Source organism: Actinomadura sp. K4S16 (assembly GCF_008327685.1).
GTDB lineage: Bacteria > Actinomycetota > Actinomycetes > Streptosporangiales > Streptosporangiaceae > Spirillospora.
This window is the reverse complement of sequence record NZ_BDDE01000022.1, coordinates 60,619-80,375: the sequence shown is the minus strand read 5'-3', so window position 1 is coordinate 80,375 and position 19,757 is coordinate 60,619. Positions and strand designations below refer to the sequence as shown.

Genomic DNA, 19,757 nt, shown 5'->3' with positions numbered 1-19,757 from the left:
AGGACGGGGGGTCCTACGGGCCGGGCGGGGTCACGCCGGCCCGGTGGTGCCTCTGATCAGCAGTCGGGTCGCCAGCTCCGCGGCCGGCGGCAGGGGCGGCGCCTTCGGCGCCCCGGAGTCGAGCATCGAGTGCATGGTGGCGGCCGCCGCCCGCGACAGCGCGTTGACGGGCATCGCCACGCTGGTGAGCGGCGGATTGGTCATCGACGCCATCGGGACGTCGTCGAACCCGACGATGCTGAGCTCGCCGGGCACCGGTACGCCGCGCGCCGCCAGCCGGGACAGCACGCCGAGCGCGACCAGGTCGTTGTAGGCGAACACGGCGGTGGCGCCGGCGGCGAGCACCTCGTCCGCCGCCCGGTACCCGCCGGTGAAGCGCGGCTCGTACGGGCCGAGGTCCACCAGTTCGATGCCGCGCTCCGCGCAGGCGGCGCCGAGGAACCTGCGCCGCTGCCGGTTGGACCAGGAGTTGGCGGGGCCTGCCAGGTACGCGCAGCGGCGGTGGCCGAGCGCGTGGACGTGCGCGACCGCCTGTTCCATGCCGGGCCGGAAGTCCAGCAGGACCGACGGCGCAACCCGGCTGGTCCGGTTCGCCAGGACCACGGCGGTCCTGGCGGCGACGGCGCGCAGCCGGGCCCCGGTCATGCGCGGAGCGCACAGGATCAGCCCGTCCACCCGCTCGACCATGGCCTCGGCCAGCCTGACCTCCGTCGCCGCGTCCTCGTCGGTGTCGGCCAGGAACACCGCGTACTCGGTGTCCCGGAAGTAGGCCTCGACGCCCTTGATGAACGGCGCGAAGAACGGGTTGGCGATGTCGGGGACGATCAGCCCGACGTTGCGGGTCCGCCCGAGGACCAGCGACTGCGCCGCCCGGTTCGGCTGGTAGCCCAGCCGTTCGGCGCATTCGAGCACGCGCCGCCGGGTCTCGGCGTTGACGAGCTCGGGGCTGTTCAGTGCGCGCGACACGGTGGAGGGCGACACCCCGGCGAGGTTCGCCACGGCCCGGATCGAGGCCCGGGAGCCCCCGGCGCGCCGGCGGCCGGTCCCGCCCGCGCCGGTGCCGCTGCCCTCCATGCCGTGGATTATGAAAACGTTTGCGGAACAGTGTCAATAGCGGGCGGAGAAAAGCCCCCGGCCGGGCGGGGAGGGCCGGGGGCTGTCGGAGGGCGGGTCAGGCGGCGCCGCGGCCCGCCTTCTGCAGGGCGGGCTCGCCGGCGGTGTCGTCCTCGTGCACGTACCGGCTTCCGCGCAGCAGCGACACCACGGCCGCCACCAGCGACATCGCGATCGCCATGCCGAACACGATGACCAGGCCGTGGTGGAACGGCTCGGAGATCAGGTGCGGGAAGTACGAGCGGCCGGTGAGGGTGGCCACGTCGTCCGGCGCGAGCCGGCCGAGCACGTGGAACGGGGCGAGCAGGTTCTGGATGGGGTTGTAGCCGAGGAACGCCGCGAACAGCGTGCCGACCGGCGGCAGCTCGCCCACCCGCGCGGCCGGCCCGGCCGGGACGCCGTGCTCGGTCAGCCCCCGCGTCAGCGTCCTCGGCAGCGTGTCGGCCAGGCCCGCGATCATCAGCGAGAAGAACACGCCGATCGACAGCACCATGCCGGCGTTCATGAAGGTGGCGCGCATCCCGGAGGCCACGCCGCGCTGGTCCGCCGGGACCGAGTTCATGATCGCGGTGGTGTTGGGGGCGGCGAACAGCCCGGAGCCGATCCCGTTGAGGAAGATCAGCAGCGCGAAGGTCGGGTACCCGAAGTCGGTCGGGATGACCAGCAGCCCCGCGAACGCCAGCGCCGACAGCACCAGCCCGCCGGAGGCGAACGCCCGGGCGCCGTGCCGGTCGGACAGGTGCCCCGAGATCGGCCCGGCGACCAGGAAGCCCGCGGTGAGCGGCAGCAGGTAGATGCCCGCCCACAGCGGCGTGTCCTCGTAGTCGTAGCCGTGCAGCGGCAGCCAGATGCCCTGCAGCCAGATGATCAGCATGAACTGCATCCCGCCGCGGGAGATCGCGGCGAGCAGCCCGGCCAGGTTGCCGGCCGCGAACGCCCGGATGCGGAACAGGCGCAGGTGGAACATCGGCTGCTCGACCCTGGTCTCGATCCAGCAGAACAGGGCGAGCACGGCGGCGCCGCCGATCATCCCGGTGAGCACCCACGGGTTCGTCCAGCCCATGTCGTGCCCGCCGTAGGGCTGGATGCCGTAGGTGATCGCGGCGAGCAGCGCGGTCAGCCCCACCGCGAACGTCACGTTGCCGAGCCAGTCGATCCTCGCGGCGACCGCCCGCTTCGCGGTCTCGACCAGGCTCCGGTACGCCCAGAGCGTCCCGATGATCCCGATGGGCGCCGAGGCGAAGAACACCAGCCGCCAGTTGATCTCGCTCAGCAGCCCGCCGGCGACCAGGCCGATGAACGTCCCGGCGATGCCCGCGACCTGGTTGACGCCCATCGCCATGCCGCGCCGGTGGGCGGGGAACGCGTCGGTGAGGATCGCGGCCGAGTTCGCCATCAGCATGGCGCCGCCGATCCCCTGGAACACCCGCCAGCCGATGAGCCAGAGCGCCCCGGCTCCCCCGTGCAGCGGGTCCAGCGCCAGCACGAGCGTCCCGACCGTGAAGACCGCGAACCCGGCGTTGTACATCCGGACGCGCCCGAACATGTCCCCGAGCCGCCCGAGCGTCACCACCAGCACCGCCGAGACGAGCATGTAGCCCATCAGCATCCACAGCAGGTAGCTGACATTGCCCGGTTCGAGGGGGTTCAGATGGATGCCGCGGAAGATCGCCGGCAGCGAGATGATCACGATCGAGGAGTTGACCGTGGCCAGCAGCATGCCGAGCGTCGTGTTGCTCAGCGCGATCCACGGATAGTGCTTGGACGGCACGCCGCATCCTCCCCGGTTCAGATAGTTTCTTCCGCTAACTAATCATAAACCCGTCGATTCCGACCAGTGCGGATAGGCTTACTCCGGTGGACGGACGACACCGGCTGGACGTGACCGACGAGCGCCTCATCGCCTTCTGGCGGGAACGCCACCTGTGCACCCTCGTCACCCTCCGCCCGGACGGCACCCCGCACTCGGTCCCCGTCGGCGCGACGCTGGACGGCGGCACCGTCCGCGTGATCACCTCCGCGTCCTCGGCGAAGGCCCGCCACGTCCGCGCCGCCGGCGCCGCCGGCCTCCCCGTCGCCGTCACGCAGGTGGACGGCCGCCGCTGGTCGACCGTCGAGGGCCGCGCCGTCCTGCGGACCGACCCGGCCTCCGTGGCGCACGCGGAAGACCTCTACACCGCCCGCTACAAGCCCCCGCGCCCGAACCCGAAGCGCGTCGTCATAGAGATCACCGCGACCCGCGTCCTCGGCAGCCTCTGACGCTCCCCGGCGGTCAGTGCTTGTGCGCCTCGCTGAGCGACAGACCGGTCAGGCGAGCTTGGACGAGGCTCCGCGCGTTCGGGCAGTCGCGGAAGTCGGGGTGGGAGCAGCGCAGGCCGTGCTCGATGGCGTCCCGAGCCGCCTGGGCCTTGGCGATCTGCTCGTCGAGTTCGGCCTGCTTGCGCCGGGCGAGCCGCCGCCACTCCTGCATGTCACCGGCACGCGAGGCCAGGAGCGCCTTCTGGTCGGCGAGCGAGAAGCCGGCGTCCCGCAGCAGGAGGATGAGCCCGACCTTCGCGACCGCCTCCTCCGGATACCGCCGCTGCCCCGACACCCTGGCCGGCGCGGGAAGCAGCCCCTGCCCCTCCCAGTACCGCAGCGCGGACGCGGCGACACCGGTACGGCGCGCCAGCTCCCCAATGCTCAGCGACGGCTCGGCCATGGTGCCGCCAACGTTAGTCGAAGGCGCCGAGCGCCCGCCGCCGAAACGATCAGTAGGCATAGGCGACCGAGCAGCCGAGGCCGCTTCCCTGCGTCGTCCTGAAGCCGCCGTCGACCACCCTGCCGAAGGAGTCGATGCCTCCGAGGCAGGCGTACCTGGGTTCGCCGCCTGAGGAGAGGATGACACCGACTCCGGTGTTCGGCTTGAGGTCGAGGGTCCCGGTGACCTTCATCGGCTTTCCGGCGGTGAAGGAGAAGAAGACCATGCTCGCGGGACGGGCCCTCTTCATGACGCCGTAGCCCCTTCGCCCGTCCGGGTTCATGACGGCGGTGGTGACCGGCGCGGAGCCGTCCGGCTGCCTGAACAGGACGCGGCCGGCCCGCAGGTCGGATCCTCCCTCGTCCGTGTCGAGTGCGTGCACGGTGACGTTCTCGACTCTGCGTTCGGGAGGGAAGCCGGGACCGCTGCCGCCCCTGAGGGGCCAGGTGCGCATGTCGGCGATGGTGTAGCCGAGTCTGCGGTTGTCGCGCGCCCAGACGATCTCCCCGACGACGGACGGGGCGGCGGTGCTCCAGTTCCGGCGGCGGCCCGAGGCGACGTCGAGGACGGTCACCGCCGCCTGGGGCTGCGCCGCGTCCGCGCAGGGGGCCGTCGCGTAGGCGAGCCGGTCGCCGTCCGGGCTCATCGCCAGTCCCGCTACACGGGTGGGGACGGTGCCTCCTGGGAGCGGTGCGAGTTCTTTCACCTGGCCGTCGACGGAGAGGCGGAATCTGAAGAGTCGGGTCGTGCAGGTCTCCTCCCGGAAGGCGGAGAGCACGAACGTTCCCTTCGGGCCCGCGATGATCGACTGCGCCGCACCGGCCGAGGGCGGGGCGGGCACCGAGTCCACAGGCCGTCTCATGGCCTCTCCTGGGGCTCCGACCTGGATCCACGGCACCGGCGCTCCCTGGGTGGAGGTACCGATCTCTCCGGTCGTGACGATGAAGCGCGGCACGCGGTCCTCGCCGGTCGCCACCGGCCCGGGCGCCCACAGGTGGACCGCGCCGATGGACGCGGCGACGGACGCGGCCAGTGCCGCCGGCGCCGCCCATCGCCGGATTAACCACGATCTCGGCGCGCGCTCCTGTGACTCGTCGCCTTCGTCCGTCATGTAATGATCATGCACGGTGGTCGGTGCGCCGCGTCGGCGTTTCGCGCCGAACGGGTGCCGATCAGCCGCGGGCGGTGGCGACGGCCGCCTGGCCGAGGCTGATGCCGCCGTCGTTGGGCGGGACCCGGTGGTGGGTCAGCACCTTGAAGCCCGCATCGGTGAGGCCCGAGACGGCGCGGTCGAGCAGGAGCATGTTCTGGAACACCCCACCAGAGAGGGCAACCGTGCCGATCCCGGTCTCCGATCTGATGCGCATGGCCGCGGCGACGGTGAGGGCGGCCACGCCGTTGTGGAACCGTGCGGCGATCGTCGCGACGGGGACGCCCGCCTTGAGGTCGGCCACCACCGCGTCCACGAGGTCGGCGCCCGCGACGGTGAAACCGGCGGTGCCGTTCAGGGCCGCCGGATAGGCGCCGCGTTCGGCGGTGTCGGCGCGCTGCTCCAGCTCGATGGCGGCCTGTCCTTCGTAGTTGACGCGGTCGCGGACGCCGAGGACGGCGGCGACCGCGTCGAAGAGGCGGCCCATGCTGGAGGTCGGCGGGGCGTTGACGCGCCGCCGGGCCATGGCCGTCACCGCCGCCCAGCCGGGGCGGCGGGCCACCGGCAGGTCGTCCGGGACCCCGTAGGCCGCCGCCATGCGCCACGGCTCCCGGATCGCGGCGGCGCCGCCCGGCAGCGGAACCGGTTCCAGATGCCCGGCGCGCTCGAAGCCGCGCAGGTCGGCGACCAGGAACTCGCCGCCCCACAGCGTGCCGTCGGCGCCGTATCCCGTGCCGTCGAACGCGACGCCGATGACCGGGCCGTCCGCGCCGTTGTCGGCGAGGCAGGACGCGATGTGCGCGTGGTGGTGCTGGACGGCGACCACCGGCAGGTCCTGGTCGAGCGCGTACTTCGTGGACAGGTACTCCGGGTGGGGGTCGTAGGCGACGAGTTCGGGGGCGATGTCGAACAGGCGCGTGAAGTGCTCGATCCCCTCTTCGAAGGCGCGGAGCGTCTCGTGGTTCTCCAGGTCGCCGATGTGGTGGGAGACGAACGCGCGGCCGTCGCGGGTCAGGCAGAACGTGTTCTTCGCCTCCGCGCCGCACGCCAGCACCGGGCGGCCCGCGGGGACGGGGATCGGCTCCGGCGCGTACCCGCGCGACCGGCGGACGGGCAGCGGCCGCCCGCGGAACGTCCGCATCACCGAGTCGTCGGTGCGGGTGTGGATGGGCCGGTCGTGCAGGAGGAAGGCGTCGGCGATGCCGGAGAGCCGCTCAAGGGCGTCCTCGTCACGGTAGGCGATGGGCTCGTCCGAGACGTTCGCGCTGGTCATGACGGTCGGCTCGGTGACGAGCAGGTGGTGCAGCGGGGTGTAGGGCAGCATGAGCCCGAGGTGCCGGTTGCCGGGTGCGACCGCGTCGGCGAGGTCGGCGCCGGGGCGGTGGCGGGCCAGGACGATCGGGCGCCGGGGCCCGGTGAGCAGGCTCTCCTCCGCCTCCGAGAGGACGCAGAGGGCCCGGGCCGTGGCCAGGTCGGGGACCATCACGGCGAACGGCTTGTCCTCGCGGTGCTTGCGGGAGCGGAGCGCGGCGACCGCGCCGGCGTCCGCCGCCCTGGCCGCGAGGTGGTAGCCGCCGAGTCCCTTGACCGCGAGGACGGCGCCGTCCGCGAGCACCGCACGCGCGGCGTCCAAGGGCTCGTCGGCGTGGGGACGCGAGACCAGGGACGGGCCGCAGGACGGGCAGCACACCGGCTGGGCGTGGAACCTGCGGTCGGCAGGGTCCGCGTACTCGGCGGCGCACGGCCCGCACATCGCGAAGCCCGCCATCGTGGTGTTGGGGCGGTCGTACGGGACGTCCTTGGCGATCGTGAAGCGCGGCCCGCAGTCGGTGCAGTTGATGAACGGGTACCGGTAGCGCCGGTCCGCCGGATCGCGCATCTCGCGCAGGCAGGCGTCGCAGGTGGCCGAATCCCAGGAGACGAGGGCGCGGCGCTCCCCCGACGCGGCACTGCCCACGATGGCGAAGCCGCCGCGCCCCTCGGCGTCCAGTTCGCGGGTGGTGACGCGCTCGACGACGGCGAGCCGCGGCGGGCGCGCGCGGAGCCCGTCCAGGAAGCGCCCGACCACGTCGGGAGCGCCCTCGACCTCGATGAACACGCCGCCCGCGTCGTTGCCGACGAGCCCCGACAGCCCGAGGCCGGTCGCGAGGCCGTGCACGAACGGCCGGAACCCGACGCCCTGCACGACCCCCTCGACGCGGACACCGACCCTGACGTCCACCCCGTCATTCTGCCCCGCCGGTCACCTCCGGCGGCTAAAGCCCGTCACAACGCGTGTCCAGGCGATCACTCCGGACAGGAGGCTCGCGCGGAGGTCATCCCGCCCCGGTGTAGGCGGCGATGGTGCGGTCGGCCGCGGCGCGGGCGGCGGCCTCGTCGACTCCGGACGCCACGTGGGCGGCGAACCAGGCTTCCCCGGCCTGCCGCGCGAACTCGCGGCCCTCGTCCGACATGGCCCAGGCCTGGCCGAACTCGGCGCGGATGTCGCCACCCGTCTCCAGGTGGAGGGTCAGGCCGAGGATTCCCATGTCCCAGCCGATGCCGACGGCGCCCGGACCGAACTCGACCCAGTGGTCGCTGACGTGGGCGATGTGCTCCAGCTCGAACCGGGTCCGGCCGTCCGGCTCGGGCGTCAGCCGGACCTCGATCCAGCTGGTCTGGCCGGCGAACTCCCACGTGGCCGAGAAGCCCTTCGGCGGGTCGCAGCGCTCGACCGTCCCGGAGGCGTTGCCCTCCAGGTGGTAGCGGCCGCCCGGCCGCAGGTCGCCGGAGACCGGCAGGAACCAGCGGGTGATCCGCTCGGGGTCGGTGACGGCGTCCCACAGGTCCTCGGCATCGGTGTCGTAGACCCGGCTGACCACGGCGGTCTTCGCGGTGCCGGCCTCCAGCACCCGCTCACCCACCGTGCGGGCGACCGCGTTGATGTGCCCCGTGACGTCGATCATGTATCGCTCCCTGGGTCGTCGCGTTCAGTGCGGCGTGCGCGCCTGCCGCGGGCGACCTCGGTCGCCAGGGCGTCCAGATGCGGCGTCCAGTACCGGCGGAAGCGGTCGAGCCATGCGTCGATCTCCCGCAGCGGCGCGGAGTCGACGGCGTAGAGCCGGCGCGTCCCCTCCGCCCGCACGACCGCGAACCCGCCGTCGCGCAGCACCTTCAGATGCTGCGAGACCGCGGGCTGCGAGATCCCGAACTCCTCCCGGATGACCGCCGTCACCTCGCCGGACGAGCGCTCGCCGTCGGCGAGCAGCTCGAGGATCCGGCGTCGTACGGGGTCGCCCAGCACATCGAATGCGTGCACGGCGACCAAGTTACAGGCTCTGCTTATATAAGTCGAGCCTTAAATTTACTGTCCGGCGAGAAGCCGCTCGAAGGGCACGGGCGCGTCGTACGGGTCGTCCTTCGCCGGGGCCGGACGGGCCTCCACCAGCGCGGCCAACTCGGCGCCCGCGCGGGCGACGCGGTCCGGCAGGGCGGTGTCCGCCTTCCCCCAGTCCTCGGACGCCGCGAAGACGCCGGTCGGGACGACGCTCGCGCGCAGGTACGCGAACAGGGGCCGCATCGCGTGGTCGATGGCGAGGGAGTGCCGGGCGGTGCCGCCGGTCGCGCCGAGCAGCACCGGCTTGCCGTCCAGGGAACCGTTCTCCAGTACGTCGAAGAACGTCTTGAACAGGCCGCTGTAGGAGGCGTTGAAGATCGGCGTCACGGCGATGAGGCCGTCGGCGTTCACCACGGTCTCGACGGCGGTGCGGAACGCCCCGGACGGGAAGCCGGTGAGGGTCGCGTCGACCATGGCGTGCGCATGGTCGCGCAGCTCGATCGTCTCGACGGCGGTGTCCCCGCGCAGGGCCTCGGCCGCCGCGGCGGCGAGCCGGTCGGCCAGGAGCCGGCTGGACGACGGCTGCCCGAGCCCTGCGGAGACGACGGCGATGGCGGTCATCGCACCCCCTCGGTGAGTCGGGACGCGTGGGTCGGGGCGGTCGCCGGGACGTGCGCCGGGCGCAGGGACTCGAACTCCTTGCGCAGCACGGGGACGACCTCCTCCCCCAGCATGTCGATCTGCTCCAGGACGGTCTTCAGCGGCAGCCCGGCGTGGTCCATCAGGAACAACTGGCGCTGGTAGTCGCCGAAGTGGTCGCGGAAGGTCAGCGTCTTGTCGATGACCTGCTGCGGGCTGCCGACGGTGAGGGGCGTCTCGGCGGTGAACTCCTCCAGCGACGGCCCGTGCCCGTAGACGGGCGCGTTGTCGAAGTACGGGCGGAACTCGCGGACGGCGTCCTGGGAGTTCCTGCGCATGAACACCTGCCCGCCGAGGCCGACGATCGCCTGGTCGGCGGAGCCGTGCCCGTAGTGCTCGTAGCGCCGCCGGTACAGGCCGATGAGGCGCTGGAAGTGGTCCGTCGGCCAGAAGATGTGGTTGGCGAAGAAGCCGTCGCCGTAGAAGGCGGCCTGCTCGGCGATCTCGGGGCTGCGGATCGAGCCGTGCCAGACGAACGGCGGGACGCCGTCCAGCGGCCGCGGCGTCGAGGTGAACGACTGGAGCGGCGTGCGGTACTTGCCCTCCCAGTCGACGACGTCCTCGCGCCACAGGCGGTGCAGGAGGTGGTAGTTCTCGATCGCGAGCGGGATCCCGTCGCGAATGTCCTTGCCGAACCACGGGTAGACGGGGCCGGTGTTGCCGCGCCCCATCATCAGGTCCACCCGGCCGTCGGCGAGGTGCTGGAGCATCGCGAAGTCCTCGGCGATCTTCACCGGGTCGTTCGTGGTGATCAGCGTGGTCGCGGTGGACAGGATCAGCCGCTCGGTGCGCGCGGCGATGTAGCCGAGCATCGTCGTCGGGGACGACGGCACGAACGGGGGGTTGTGGTGCTCGCCGGTCGCGAAGACGTCGAGGCCGGCCTCCTCGGCCTTGAGCGCGATCGCGACCATGGCCTTGATCCGCTCGGCCTCGGTCGGGACGCGCCCGTCGGTCGGGTCCGGGGTGACGTCGCCGACCGTGAATATCCCGAACTGCATGCCGGCCTCCAGGTTAGTAGAACTTTCAATTATCCTACCGAACCCCGGCCCACGTGCCCGTATTCCTGCCCGCCCGCGCCCCCGCGCCTAGGCGGCGGGGACCGGGCGCAGGGGCGCCGGGCGCGGCGCGGCGGGCAGGAAGAGGTGCCCGCTGAGCGCGCCCCGGATCGTCCGTACGCCGGCGACCGCCCAGGCCGTGACGAGGAGGAGGTAGAGGAGGACGGCCACGCCTGCCAGCGTGTCCAGGCCGGTGAGCCGGGACAGGCCGGACGCGCCGGTCACGCACGTCCCGACCGGGAAGGTGAACGCCCACCACGTCATCGCGAACGGCATGCCGCCGCGCAGCGCCCGCAGGTTCGCGGTCCCGGCGAGGGCCAGCCAGAGCAGCGCGAAGCCCATGACCGGCGCGCCGTAGAGGACGGCGAAGGCGCGCGCCGCCGCCGCGTACCCGGGGGCGGCCTGCCCCGCCGCGTCCGCGATCTGCACGACGGCCGTGGTGGACTGCCCGAGCGGCCCGAGCACCAGGAACAGCGTCGGGGTCAGGGCGACCGGCGACGGCGGGCCGCCGGCGAGCCGCGTCCAGATGCCGGGCAGCAGGACGAGCGTGGCCAGCAGGCTCGCGCCGAACATGCCGTAGCAGCCGAACAGCAGCGTGGCGCGGGCCTGCCCCTCCGGCAGGTGCGGGACGAGCGCGGGCCCGAGCGCCGCGGCGACCATCGGGGCGACCACGGGCAGCAGCCAGGTGGGGTTCGCCGACCCCGGCTCGAGCCGGTGCCTGGTGATCATGAGGTAGGGGACGCCGGCGGCGGCCAGCAGGGCGTAGAGCGTCCCGGCCGTCCAGAGGACGGCGTCCAGGGCGACCGCCGCCCGCGTGCCGATCACGCCAGGGCCGAGCACGAGTGTCCCGTAGCCGACGGCGAGCAGCGCCATCGGCGGGCAGCCGTAGAAGACGGCCGTGGCGGGGTTGTCCAGGAGCTGGAACCGCGCCACGTCCGTGTGCCGGGTGAAGTGGACGGCGCGCGCCGCCATGAGCGCCATGAGCATCACCAACGAGACCGCCCACACGGCCATCGCGAAGGCGTGCAGGCCCGGGACGTCCACCGGCAGCGCGTTCGCCCCGTTCGCGACGATGGCCGTGCCCATGACGGCCGCGTACCAGTTGGGGCCGAGATGCCGGAACACCTCGGCGGGGCGGTCCAGCGCGCCCAGCAGGACGCCGTTCGGGGTGGGGAGGGTCATGCCGTCCAGGTTCCGCCGTCCGCGGCCGCATCAGTAGAGGTCATGGCCCTATGTCCTCATAAGGCACCCTTATGGGTTCGTAGAATTGCGGTCATGGCCGTCTCGCACCGCGTCCCCGATCTCGGCGCCCTCGAACTGCTGCTCGCCGTCGTCCGGCTGGGCAGCGTCGGGCGCGCGGCGGCCGAGCTCGGCGTCACCCAGCCCGCCGCCAGCGCCCGGATCCGCTCGATGGAGCGGCAGATCGGCGTGGCGCTGCTCGAACGGTCGCCGCGCGGCTCCCGCCCCACGGAGGAGGGCGCGCTGGTCGCCGAGTGGGCCCGGCAGGTGGTCGCGGCGGCGGAGGCGCTCGACGCCGGGATCGGCGCGCTCCGCGAGCGGCGGGACGGGCGGCTGCGCGTCGTGGCGAGCCTCACGGTCGCCGAGTACCTGATGCCCGGCTGGCTGGTGACGCTCAAGACCGTCCATCCCGGCGTGGCGGTGACGCTGCGCACCGCCAACTCGACCGTGGTCGCCGAGCAGGTCCGCGGCGGCGCCGCCGACCTCGGGTTCGTGGAGGGTGCCCGAACGCCCGCCGGCCTGAACGGCACCGTCGTCGCCACCGACCGGCTCGTCGTCGTGGTCGGCACGCGGCACGCCTGGGCGCGGCGGCGCTCGGGCATCGCGGCGGCCGAGCTGGCCGCGACGCCGCTCGTCCTGCGCGAGGAGGGGTCGGGGACGCGCGAGGTCCTGGACCGGGCCCTGGCCGCGCACGGCGGGACGGCGCCGCCGCTGCTCCAGCTCGCGTCCACCACCGCGCTCAAGGCGGCGGCCGTCTCCGGCGCCGGCCCGGTCGTGGTGAGCGACCTGGCCGTCGCCGACGAGATCGCCTCAGGGCGGCTGGTCCGGGTCCCCGTCCCCGAACTGGACCTCTCGCGGCCGCTGCGCGCGGTCTGGCCGGCCGGCCGGCGCCCCGCCGGCCCCGCCCGCGACCTGCTCGGCCTGACCCGAACCTCCCGCTCAGCCGATTAGCCGCCCACGGGGTCAGGCTCGGGGCTCGGCGGTCAGGCGCGGGCCTTCGCGGGGGCGAAGACGGCCTGGATCTCCAGGGCGATCGCGATCTCGTCGCCGAGCATGACCCGGTCGCCCTGCAGCGGGATGTTGAACTCGATGCCGAAGTCGCGGCGGCTGATGGACGCGGTCGCGGTGAAGCCCGCGCGGACGCCGCCCCACGGGTCGGGGCCCACGCCGTGGAACTCCGTCAGGAGCCGGACCGGCCGGGTCACGTTCTTGATCGTCAGCTCGCCGTCCAGGTGGTAGCGGGGCGTGCGGGCGCGGCGACCGATCCTGGCACGTTCCACGCCCGAGCCGGCGAAGCTCATCACCGGGTGGCGGCGCACGTCGAGGAAGTCGGCGGAGCGGACGTGCTCGTCGCGCTCGGCGCTGCGGGTGTCGATCGAGCCCATCCGGATCTCCGCGCGGGCGGCGGAGTCGAACGGATCCTCCCCGATCACGACCTCGCCCTCGAAGTCGGGGAACGAGCCGCGCACCGTCGTCATCAGGTGCCGGACCGAGAAGGTGATCTCGGAGTGGACCGGGTCGATGGTCCAGCGGCCGGCTTCGAGGTCGGGCACCTCGCCACCCATCAATCCCCCAATAACTCGACAATCCGGCCAAAGTACACCAAACATCACCCTGGTCTGTCCGGACCCTCAGGGGGAATGCTTTCGGCATGATCGGTGAACACGTGCTGGCCGGATACGTCCCCGACGCGGGCGGCCGGGAGGCACTCGACCTCGCGCGCGCCATCGTCGCGCTGACCGGCGGCCGGCTGAGCGTGGCGACCGTCCATCCGCCCGACCTCCCCGCCGCGGCCGGGGAGGCGCGCACCACGATGGACCAGCTGGCGGACGTCCTGGCCGGGGAGCCGGCGGACCTGCTCGTCCATGAGGGCCGCAGCGTCGGCCGCGGCCTGACCGTGCTCGCCAGCCGGATCGGCGCCGACCTGATCGTCGTGGGCTCCCCGGAGGGCGGCGCCCACGGCCGCATCGGCGTCGGCGCCGCCGCCGACCACCTGCTCCACTCGGCGAGCGAGGCCGTGATGCTCGCCCCGTCCGGCTACCGGCCGCCGGACGAGCTGGGCCGGATCACGGTCATGTACGTGCGGCGGCCCCAGTGCGACGAGGCGGTCATCCGCGCCGCCCAGGCCGCCGACCGCCTGGAGGTCCCGCTCCGGCTCGTCACCCTGGCCATCGGCGACGTCAACCCCGAACCGCTCCGCGACGACCTGGCCCTCGCCATCCGGCTCGCAGTGGACTCCGCGGACCTGCTTCCCGAGGACGTCACCGCCGAGGTCGCCGAAGGCGACGACGTCGCGGACGCCTTGGACGACGTTGACTGGCCCGAGGACGAGCTCCTCGTCGCCGCGTCCAGCGAGGACGCCGCCGCCCACCGCGTCTTCCTCGGCGAGGTCGCCCTCAAGGTGCTGCGCGCCGCACCCTGCCCGGTCACGGTCCTCCCGCGTGGCTACTACTGAGTAGTCCCTTATGACCGTTTCAATGGAACCGCTTGCCGCCTGCTGTTTACCTCGGCTAAATTCCGTCGAGATCGGAACGTGACCTTGAACCGGGGCACGTTCCGTTCCCCGGTCGGGCGTCACCCTGCCCGAACGAGCGAGGGGGCAGGGAGCGAGATGGACCCGATCGGCAAGAAGCTGCTCGACATCGCCACGAAGGAGCTCGGCTACACCGAGAAGGGCGACGGCTACACCAAGTTCGGCGAGTGGTACCGCAAGAACATCGACGGCGACCACGACGAGTACTTCTCGACGGCGCCCTGGTGCGACATGTTCCTCGCCTGGGCCGCCGACAAGGCCGACGTCACCGGCCAGGCCGGGCAGTTCGCCTCCACCGTCGACCACGCCAAGTGGTTCAAGAAGAACGACGCCTGGGGCCACGACCCCGAACCGGGCGCCATCGTCTTCTACGACTGGAACGGCTCCGGCGACATCGACCAGATCGACCACGTCGGCATCGTCGAGAAGGTCGACGGCCACACCCTCCACACCATCGAGGGCAACGCCGACGGCTACAAGCTCATGCGCAAGACCCGCGACATGGACTCCGTCGTCGGCTTCGGCTACCCGTCCAAGATCAAGGTCGAGGCCAAGTACACCCCCAGGCACGCCGCGCCCGCCCCCACCGTCGACAAGGTCGGCGACCCCGCCTCGACGACGCGCACCCACGAGCTGGAGCACTCCCCCTCCCACTCCCCCGAGCAGGTCCCCGCCCAGGAGGTCGTCCTCGGCGGCATCCTCGCCTTCGTCCTGTGCGGCACCGTGGCCCTCGCCGCCGGCCGCGCCGCCGCCGCCAAGGCCCCCACCTCGCCGCCCATCCGCGTCCGCAAGCGCGGCAAGCACCACCGCCCGTCCTCCCCCGTCGCCCTCCCGGCCGACGTCACCCCCGCCGACCTCGACGCCGCGGACGCCGGCACCACCGTGATGCCCGCCCTCTCCCTCGCCGCCGCCCACGAGGCCGAGGACCGCGAGTTCTGGGGCCGCATCGCCCACCTCGAAGAGGACAAGGAGCTCGACTTCTGGAACACCCTGCACGCCGAGCTCACCGACTCGGCGTCCGACCGGTACGCAACCACTCCAGGATTCCGCTAGAGTTGTCCATGCGAGCCCGGGGGGCGACCCCCGGACCGGAACGCGGACGTGGCTCAGTTGGTAGAGCATCACCTTGCCAAGGTGAGGGTCGCGGGTTCGAATCCCGTCGTCCGCTCTGAGAGGCCCCCGTCAGGCCTCGCTCTGGTGGAGTGGCCGAGAGGCGAGGCAACGGCCTGCAAAGCCGTGTACACGGGTTCAAATCCCGTCTCCACCTCGCAGCACGCACAAGGGCGATTAGCTCAGTGGGAGAGCGCTACCTTGACACGGTAGAGGCCACTGGTTCAATCCCAGTATCGCCCACGAGTGGGTCGGCATGCTCAGTGAGCTTCGCTCACTTTCGCCAGACCCGCAGTGTCTTCCCGGGGGGCGACCCCCGGACCCCCGATGTGGGGGACTCCGTCCCCCACGCCCCCTGCGTGCGGGGCTGGGGTTCTCGGAGATCCTCAGGTCCCACGTGGCGGGCGTTCAGACCAGTCCCCGGGACGTGTTGCGCCGAGAGCGCCGTCGGCTGTCCACATTTCTGCGAGCGGTCAGGTGAGCGACCGCCTTAATGCGCGATCTGCCGGGCGATTGCCGCACCGACGCCCCGCATCTGCAATCAGCGCTACCACATCACTTGGGCCGCGGCCGCGCTCGCGATGGCGGTCTCCTCCCTGGCTGCCGAACCGGCGGCGGGTCGCGGTTGAGGCGCTGGGGGATGCCGCCGGGGACGCGCTTCAGTGGTCGAGTACGGCGGCGGTGGCTTCCAGCTCTACTAGTTGGTCGGTGTAACCGAGGACGGTGACGCCCAGGAGGGTGCTGGGGACGTCGTGGGCGCCGAAGGCGTCGCGGACCACCTGCCATGCCGTCACCAGGTCTTCTCGGCGGTTCGAGGCGACCAGTACTCGGGTGTTGATGACGTCTTGCAGCGACGCGCCTGCGTCCGCCAAGGCGGATCGCAGGTTCTCCAGCGCTTTGGCCGCCTGGCCGGCGTAGTCCCCGATCGCGGCGGTCGTGCCGTCCTCGTTCAGCGGGCACGCCCCGGCCAGGAAGATGAGCCGGGCCTCCGCCGGGGCAGTCGCCGCGTAGGCGTACTCGGCCACGGCGGACAGGGACGCGGAGCGGATCAGCGTGACGGCACGGGGCATGGACGTTCCTCCGGGCTTCGGGTGCGGGCCTCCACGAGGCTGTCAAAGATCTTGTTCGCAGTCGACGCTTTCACGCTCGGGGCCTCTGTTGGAAACTCCACCGTCACCGGCGCATCATGGGCATCCTGGTTCATCGACGGCGCGCTGGAGGGTCGGGCTTGGCTGGATCGTCTCATCGGGCCGTTCTGCGGGCCGCGGTCCTGGTCGTGCTTCTCGGGTTGATCGCCGCGCCGCTCGGGCGCGGGCGGGCGGCCGGTGGCTCTGACGTCGCGGACCTCGACCGGTTCGTACGTGGGCGGCTCGCGGCCGCTCGGCTGCCGGGGATGGGGTTGGCGATCACGCGCGGGAGCGAGACCGTTCTCGTGCGGGGGTACGGGAAGGACGCGGGGGGCGCGCCGATCACGCCGGAGACCCGGTTCCGTGTCGCGTCGCTGAGCAAGTCCTTCACCGCGTTCGCCGTCATGCGGCGGGTCGAGGCCGGGCAGATCGGGCTCGACCAGCCCGTCCGCCGCTACCTGCCCGGCTTCCGGCTCGCCGACCCGGCCGGAGCGCGGATCACCGTCCGGGAGCTGCTCAACCAGACCAGTGGACTCGGGGACGGCGGCTTCCTCAGGATCGCCCGTGATCAGCAGACGAGTCTCGCGGGGCGGGTCGCCGACCTGCGGCAGGCGCATCTGGTCGACGCGCCTGGGCGTGCCTTCCACTACTGCGATCTGAACTACCAGGTCCTCGGGAGGGTCTTGGAGGTCGTCTCCGGGCGGCCGCTGTCCGACGAGTTGCGCCGGTCGGTCTTCGAGCCGCTCGGTATGCGCGACACCGTTTCCGTTCCCACCGCGCAGGAGGGACCACGTGTCGCACCGCGTCTTGCGCGGGGCGGGATCGTGGTTTACGGCCTGCCCGTCGGGCGGGCGGAACTGCACGGGCTGGTGGGCGGCTCCGGCGGGGTGATCACCAGTGCCCGGGACATGACCCGGTGGCTGAGGCTGCACGCGGGTGACCCCTCGGGCCTGCTCAGCGCGGCCGGGATGCGGACGCTGCACACGCCGCCGCCCGGGGTGGACGGTGGCTACGCGATGGGCTGGTTCAGTCCGGAGGGCGCCCCGCCGCGGCTGGAGCACAACGGCGTCCTGTCGACGTTCTACGCCGACCAGGTCGTCCTGCCCGGAAGCCGCGTCGGCATCGCTCTGCTCTACCCGGTGAACGACGCGCTCGCCGACACCAGCGGGATCAAGGAGGGCGTGATCGCGCTCATGACCGGCCGCCGTCCCGCCGCGGCCCGGATCCCGGACGGCCGGGTCACGGCGGTGCTGCTCGGCATCCTCACCCTCGGCTCCGTCGTCCTGCGGACGAGGGCGCTGGTGCGCCTCCGCCGCTGGACGGACCGGGCCCGCGCCCGGGACCGGTGGCGGACGCTCGTCCTGACGGTGCCGCAGATCGCCTGGCCGGTGCTGCCCGCCGTCCTCGTGCTCGCGCTCCCCCGGCTCATGCTGCTCCTGACCGGGCGCGCCTTCTCCTACACGCAGCTGTTCCTGTCCATGCCCGCCGTCGAGACCTGGCTGGTCTCCGCCGGGGCACTCGGGCTCGCCCTCGGTACCGCGCGGATCGTCGCGCTGCCGCGCCGGCCCGCCCGCACGTCACCGAAGGACCGGTAGCGTGCGGGCGGCGGCTCGGGTCAGCGTTGGAGCTGCGGGGTGAACGCCGCCGCGCGGGCGTAGAGCTTGTACAGCTTGAACTGGCCGGCGAAGGACAGCCCGCAGGCGTTGTCGAGGACGCTGGTCGCCTTCTTGTTGCTGAGCGTGGTGCCGCGCGCTCCCGGGTGGTCGATCTGGCCGCCCATGAACACCCCCATCCTGTCGAGCATGTGCTCGCGCTGGCCGGTGTTCATCCCCTGCCAGGAATGGCACGTCACGGCCGCGAGCAGCGCGTCGTTGAGCTCTCCCGACGCGCCGTGGTCGTGGTCGTCGGCGGGCGCCGCCTTCGCGGCGGCCGGGGACTTGAACCAGGGGCACGGGCCGCCCGGCTTCAGGTCGGTCATGCAGACGAACAGCTCGGCCTCGTTCTCCAGGTTGCCGAGGCCGATGCTCAGCCAGGGGACCTTGCCGTTCAGGCAGTCGGGCAGGTTCTTCGGAGCGCTGGTCGCGTTGCCGTTGGAGTACCAGCAGTTGCCCACGTTGCCGGGGAAGGCGTCCCACCAGAAGTCCACGCCGTTGCCGGTCATCGTGTTGCCGTGGAACGAGTTGCGGTGCGAGGTGGACAGCTTCAGCGGATCGCAGCCGGTGATGGGCGAGTTCCCCGGACCGCAGACGAAGGCGTCGGGGACGGCGAACAGCATCGCCCCGCGCCTGCGGTTGTCGTGGAAGCGGTTGTTGCGGACGACGTTGTCGTCGCCGCCCGCGATCCACATGCCGGTGCCGACGGGGACCGGCACCGACGGCACCACGTCGCTGCCGGGCAGGTACGGGTTGAAGTTGTTGGAGGAGAAGACGTTGTTCTCGATCAGGTCGCCCTGCTGCGGAAAGCCGGGGTGGCCCGCCGCGGTGAACACGTCGGTCGTGAAGCCGAGGGCGTTGCCGTAGAAGTTGTTGTGGTGCAGCCAGGTGGCGCTGCCGTCGGTGCCGGAGTAGCCGCTGGTGTTGTGGTGGGAGTCGCAGTAGCGGATCTCCTGGCTGTAGCGCGCCTTCGGATAGACCTTCGGGTCTCGGCCCGCCGAGGTCTTGGCGCCCGACCCCGGATAGAGCCCGGAGTCGCCGCTGCCCGCCGCCTCGCAGTTCTGTATCAGGCCGTGGTCCTCGACGAAGGTGAGGACGCCGTACTCGCCCGCGTAGAAGGTCTTGAAGCGGTCGAGCATGTAGCCGTTGGTCTCCAGCACGTAGATGGCGTGCTCCTCGGCATGCCGGACCGTGACGTTCCGCAGGACGAAGCCGTCGGCCCGGTCGGCGCGGATGCCCACGTCCTTCGCCGAGCGGCGCGGGCCGCCGTTGCCGGACGCGGGGTCGCCGGCCTCGACGACCACGTCGTCCGCGCTCACGCCCGACCCCTCCATCTGGAGGTTGCAGCGCACGCACTTGCCGAGGTTGGGGACGCCGTGCCGGTCGACCAGCGGCGGGTCCGGGTCCTTGCCGGAGCCGGGCGAACGGCCCAGCACGGCGATCAGGTTGGCGTCGTTCGGGCACATGTACTCGCCGAGGTAGGAGTACGCGCCGGTGCTCAGCTTGTACGGGTCGCACGCCTTGTCGTGGGTGGGCTTCTGGCGCGCGGTGGGCTCGGTGTAGACGCCCGGCAGGACCACGACCCGGTCGTTGTTCCTCGAGTCGTTCACCGCGGGCTGGATCTCGTTGTACCGGCACCGCGAGGCCAGGGCCTTGTTGACGCGCGTGAGCTCCCGCGCCTCCGCGGCGCTGAAGCTCCGGTGGTCGTTCGGCCGGATGTCGTAGCCCGACTTCCGAGCCCGCTTGATCGAGGCCTCCAGGCGCTTGAGCGAGTCGGGCCGGCACACCACGCGGGTCGTGCTGCCCTTGGTCGTCTCGATCGACGACGCCAGGGTCCTGGCCTTGGGGACCGCGCCGCCCGCGCACGGGCTGACCGAGCAGTCCGGGCCGGGCAGCGGCCAGTACGAGGGGCGCTCGATGTGCGCGCCCGCGCTCGCCGTCAGCCCGAGGACCAGCCCGAACGCGGTGGCAACGATCAGCCAGAGCCTGCCGGGGAACCGTCTGCCCATAAGTCGCCCTCGTC

General features: G+C 72.3%; 18 protein-coding genes and 3 tRNA genes. 8 read left to right on the top strand and 13 right to left on the bottom strand.

Going from position 1 to position 19,757, the window contains the following annotated elements; translation table 11 throughout:
• Positions 1 to 30 precede the first annotated feature (30 nt).
• A complete protein-coding gene (locus tag K4S16_RS34315; protein WP_149263229.1) occupies positions 31 to 1,074 on the bottom strand; it encodes a LacI family DNA-binding transcriptional regulator in 1,044 nt (347 codons plus the stop codon).
• A gap of 97 nt (positions 1,075 to 1,171) precedes the next feature.
• Positions 1,172 to 2,884, bottom strand: coding sequence for an MFS transporter (locus K4S16_RS34310; protein ID WP_235037251.1), 1,713 nt, complete (start codon positions 2,882 to 2,884; stop codon positions 1,172 to 1,174).
• An 86-nt stretch (positions 2,885 to 2,970) separates the two neighbouring features.
• Here K4S16_RS34310 and K4S16_RS34305 point away from each other — a divergent pair, with 86 nt between their 5' ends.
• Positions 2,971 to 3,372: a PPOX class F420-dependent oxidoreductase gene (locus tag K4S16_RS34305; protein WP_149263228.1), complete on the top strand. Its 402-nt coding sequence runs from the start codon at positions 2,971 to 2,973 to the stop codon at positions 3,370 to 3,372.
• 13 nt (positions 3,373 to 3,385) lie between these two features.
• Here K4S16_RS34305 and K4S16_RS34300 read toward each other — a convergent pair whose 3' ends face one another.
• The 8 genes from K4S16_RS34300 to K4S16_RS34265 form a co-directional block, all read right to left on the bottom strand.
• Positions 3,386 to 3,814 (bottom strand): MerR family transcriptional regulator, encoded by a 429-nt coding sequence (locus K4S16_RS34300; protein ID WP_149263227.1) that lies wholly within the window; start codon positions 3,812 to 3,814, stop codon positions 3,386 to 3,388.
• Between the two features lie 49 nt (positions 3,815 to 3,863).
• Entirely contained in the window at positions 3,864 to 4,964 is a 1,101-nt protein-coding gene (locus tag K4S16_RS34295; RefSeq protein WP_149263226.1) for a hypothetical protein, read from the bottom strand.
• A 61-nt stretch (positions 4,965 to 5,025) separates the two neighbouring features.
• Positions 5,026 to 7,224, bottom strand: coding sequence for a carbamoyltransferase HypF (gene hypF, locus K4S16_RS34290; protein ID WP_149263225.1), 2,199 nt, complete (start codon positions 7,222 to 7,224; stop codon positions 5,026 to 5,028).
• 94 nt (positions 7,225 to 7,318) lie between these two features.
• The gene (locus tag K4S16_RS34285) at positions 7,319 to 7,948 is read right to left on the bottom strand and encodes an SRPBCC family protein (protein ID WP_149263224.1); all 630 of its coding nucleotides are present in this window, start codon (positions 7,946 to 7,948) and stop codon (positions 7,319 to 7,321) included.
• Positions 7,945 to 8,301 carry a helix-turn-helix transcriptional regulator gene (locus K4S16_RS34280; RefSeq protein ID WP_149263223.1) on the bottom strand — a complete coding sequence of 119 codons (357 nt, stop codon included), beginning with the start codon at positions 8,299 to 8,301 and terminating at the stop codon, positions 7,945 to 7,947. Before K4S16_RS34280 ends, K4S16_RS34285 begins: the two co-directional genes overlap by 4 nt.
• Before the next feature lie 45 nt (positions 8,302 to 8,346).
• The gene (locus K4S16_RS34275; RefSeq protein ID WP_149263222.1) at positions 8,347 to 8,940 is read right to left on the bottom strand and encodes a CE1759 family FMN reductase; all 594 of its coding nucleotides are present in this window, start codon (positions 8,938 to 8,940) and stop codon (positions 8,347 to 8,349) included.
• Positions 8,937 to 10,016, bottom strand: a complete 1,080-nt coding sequence (locus tag K4S16_RS34270) for an LLM class flavin-dependent oxidoreductase (protein WP_149263221.1) — start codon at positions 10,014 to 10,016, stop codon at positions 8,937 to 8,939. The genes K4S16_RS34275 and K4S16_RS34270 overlap by 4 nt, the downstream gene beginning before the upstream one ends.
• Positions 10,017 to 10,103: 87 nt before the next feature.
• Positions 10,104 to 11,255 carry a TDT family transporter gene (locus K4S16_RS34265; protein ID WP_149263220.1) on the bottom strand — a complete coding sequence of 384 codons (1,152 nt, stop codon included), beginning with the start codon at positions 11,253 to 11,255 and terminating at the stop codon, positions 10,104 to 10,106.
• A gap of 93 nt (positions 11,256 to 11,348) precedes the next feature.
• Between K4S16_RS34265 and K4S16_RS34260 the strand changes: the two genes are divergently transcribed.
• Positions 11,349 to 12,263 (top strand): LysR family transcriptional regulator, encoded by a 915-nt coding sequence (locus tag K4S16_RS34260; RefSeq protein ID WP_149263219.1) that lies wholly within the window; start codon positions 11,349 to 11,351, stop codon positions 12,261 to 12,263.
• A gap of 32 nt (positions 12,264 to 12,295) precedes the next feature.
• Here the strand turns inward: K4S16_RS34260 and K4S16_RS34255 are convergent, their stop codons facing one another.
• Complete coding sequence (locus K4S16_RS34255; protein WP_149263218.1) at positions 12,296 to 12,877, bottom strand: YceI family protein; 582 nt, start codon at positions 12,875 to 12,877, stop codon at positions 12,296 to 12,298.
• Between the two features lie 86 nt (positions 12,878 to 12,963).
• On the opposite strand from K4S16_RS34255, the gene K4S16_RS34250 reads away from it, so the two are divergent.
• The 5 genes from K4S16_RS34250 (at position 12,964) to K4S16_RS34230 (ending at position 15,198) form a co-directional block, all read left to right on the top strand.
• Positions 12,964 to 13,767 carry a universal stress protein gene (locus tag K4S16_RS34250; RefSeq protein WP_149263217.1) on the top strand — a complete coding sequence of 268 codons (804 nt, stop codon included), beginning with the start codon at positions 12,964 to 12,966 and terminating at the stop codon, positions 13,765 to 13,767.
• Between the two features lie 156 nt (positions 13,768 to 13,923).
• Entirely contained in the window at positions 13,924 to 14,898 is a 975-nt protein-coding gene (locus K4S16_RS34245; protein WP_149263216.1) for a CHAP domain-containing protein, read from the top strand.
• A 42-nt stretch (positions 14,899 to 14,940) separates the two neighbouring features.
• A tRNA-Gly gene (locus tag K4S16_RS34240) sits at positions 14,941 to 15,013 on the top strand.
• Positions 15,014 to 15,041: 28 nt separating this feature from the next.
• Positions 15,042 to 15,112: transfer RNA gene (locus K4S16_RS34235), tRNA-Cys, on the top strand.
• A gap of 14 nt (positions 15,113 to 15,126) precedes the next feature.
• A tRNA-Val gene (locus K4S16_RS34230) sits at positions 15,127 to 15,198 on the top strand.
• A 416-nt stretch (positions 15,199 to 15,614) separates the two neighbouring features.
• Here K4S16_RS34230 and K4S16_RS34225 read toward each other — a convergent pair.
• A complete protein-coding gene (locus tag K4S16_RS34225; RefSeq protein ID WP_149263215.1) occupies positions 15,615 to 16,025 on the bottom strand; it encodes a RidA family protein in 411 nt (136 codons plus the stop codon).
• Positions 16,026 to 16,231: 206 nt separating this feature from the next.
• Between K4S16_RS34225 and K4S16_RS34220 the strand changes: the two genes are divergently transcribed.
• Positions 16,232 to 17,677 (top strand): serine hydrolase, encoded by a 1,446-nt coding sequence (locus K4S16_RS34220; RefSeq protein WP_160161126.1) that lies wholly within the window; start codon positions 16,232 to 16,234, stop codon positions 17,675 to 17,677.
• Between the two features lie 20 nt (positions 17,678 to 17,697).
• On the opposite strand, the gene K4S16_RS34215 is transcribed toward K4S16_RS34220, so the two are convergent.
• On the bottom strand, positions 17,698 to 19,743 hold the full coding sequence (locus K4S16_RS34215) for a right-handed parallel beta-helix repeat-containing protein (RefSeq protein ID WP_149263213.1): 2,046 nt from the start codon (positions 19,741 to 19,743) through the stop codon (positions 17,698 to 17,700).
• Positions 19,744 to 19,757: the final 14 nt, after the last annotated feature.

Coding starts and splice junctions, on each gene's coding strand:
- K4S16_RS34275 (WP_149263222.1), bottom strand. CDS start 8,940: ATGACCGCCATCGCCGTCGTCTCCGCAGGGCTCGGGCAGCCGTCGTCC.
- K4S16_RS34215 (WP_149263213.1), bottom strand. CDS start 19,743: ATGGGCAGACGGTTCCCCGGCAGGCTCTGGCTGATCGTTGCCACCGCG.
- K4S16_RS34250 (WP_149263217.1), top strand. CDS start 12,964: ATGATCGGTGAACACGTGCTGGCCGGATACGTCCCCGACGCGGGCGGC.
- K4S16_RS34295 (WP_149263226.1), bottom strand. CDS start 4,964: ATGACGGACGAAGGCGACGAGTCACAGGAGCGCGCGCCGAGATCGTGG.
- K4S16_RS34300 (WP_149263227.1), bottom strand. CDS start 3,814: ATGGCCGAGCCGTCGCTGAGCATTGGGGAGCTGGCGCGCCGTACCGGT.
- K4S16_RS34245 (WP_149263216.1), top strand. CDS start 13,924: ATGGACCCGATCGGCAAGAAGCTGCTCGACATCGCCACGAAGGAGCTC.
- K4S16_RS34255 (WP_149263218.1), bottom strand. CDS start 12,877: ATGGGTGGCGAGGTGCCCGACCTCGAAGCCGGCCGCTGGACCATCGAC.
- K4S16_RS34260 (WP_149263219.1), top strand. CDS start 11,349: ATGGCCGTCTCGCACCGCGTCCCCGATCTCGGCGCCCTCGAACTGCTG.
- K4S16_RS34265 (WP_149263220.1), bottom strand. CDS start 11,255: ATGACCCTCCCCACCCCGAACGGCGTCCTGCTGGGCGCGCTGGACCGC.
- K4S16_RS34285 (WP_149263224.1), bottom strand. CDS start 7,948: ATGATCGACGTCACGGGGCACATCAACGCGGTCGCCCGCACGGTGGGT.
- K4S16_RS34225 (WP_149263215.1), bottom strand. CDS start 16,025: ATGCCCCGTGCCGTCACGCTGATCCGCTCCGCGTCCCTGTCCGCCGTG.
- K4S16_RS34270 (WP_149263221.1), bottom strand. CDS start 10,016: ATGCAGTTCGGGATATTCACGGTCGGCGACGTCACCCCGGACCCGACC.
- K4S16_RS34315 (WP_149263229.1), bottom strand. CDS start 1,074: ATGGAGGGCAGCGGCACCGGCGCGGGCGGGACCGGCCGCCGGCGCGCC.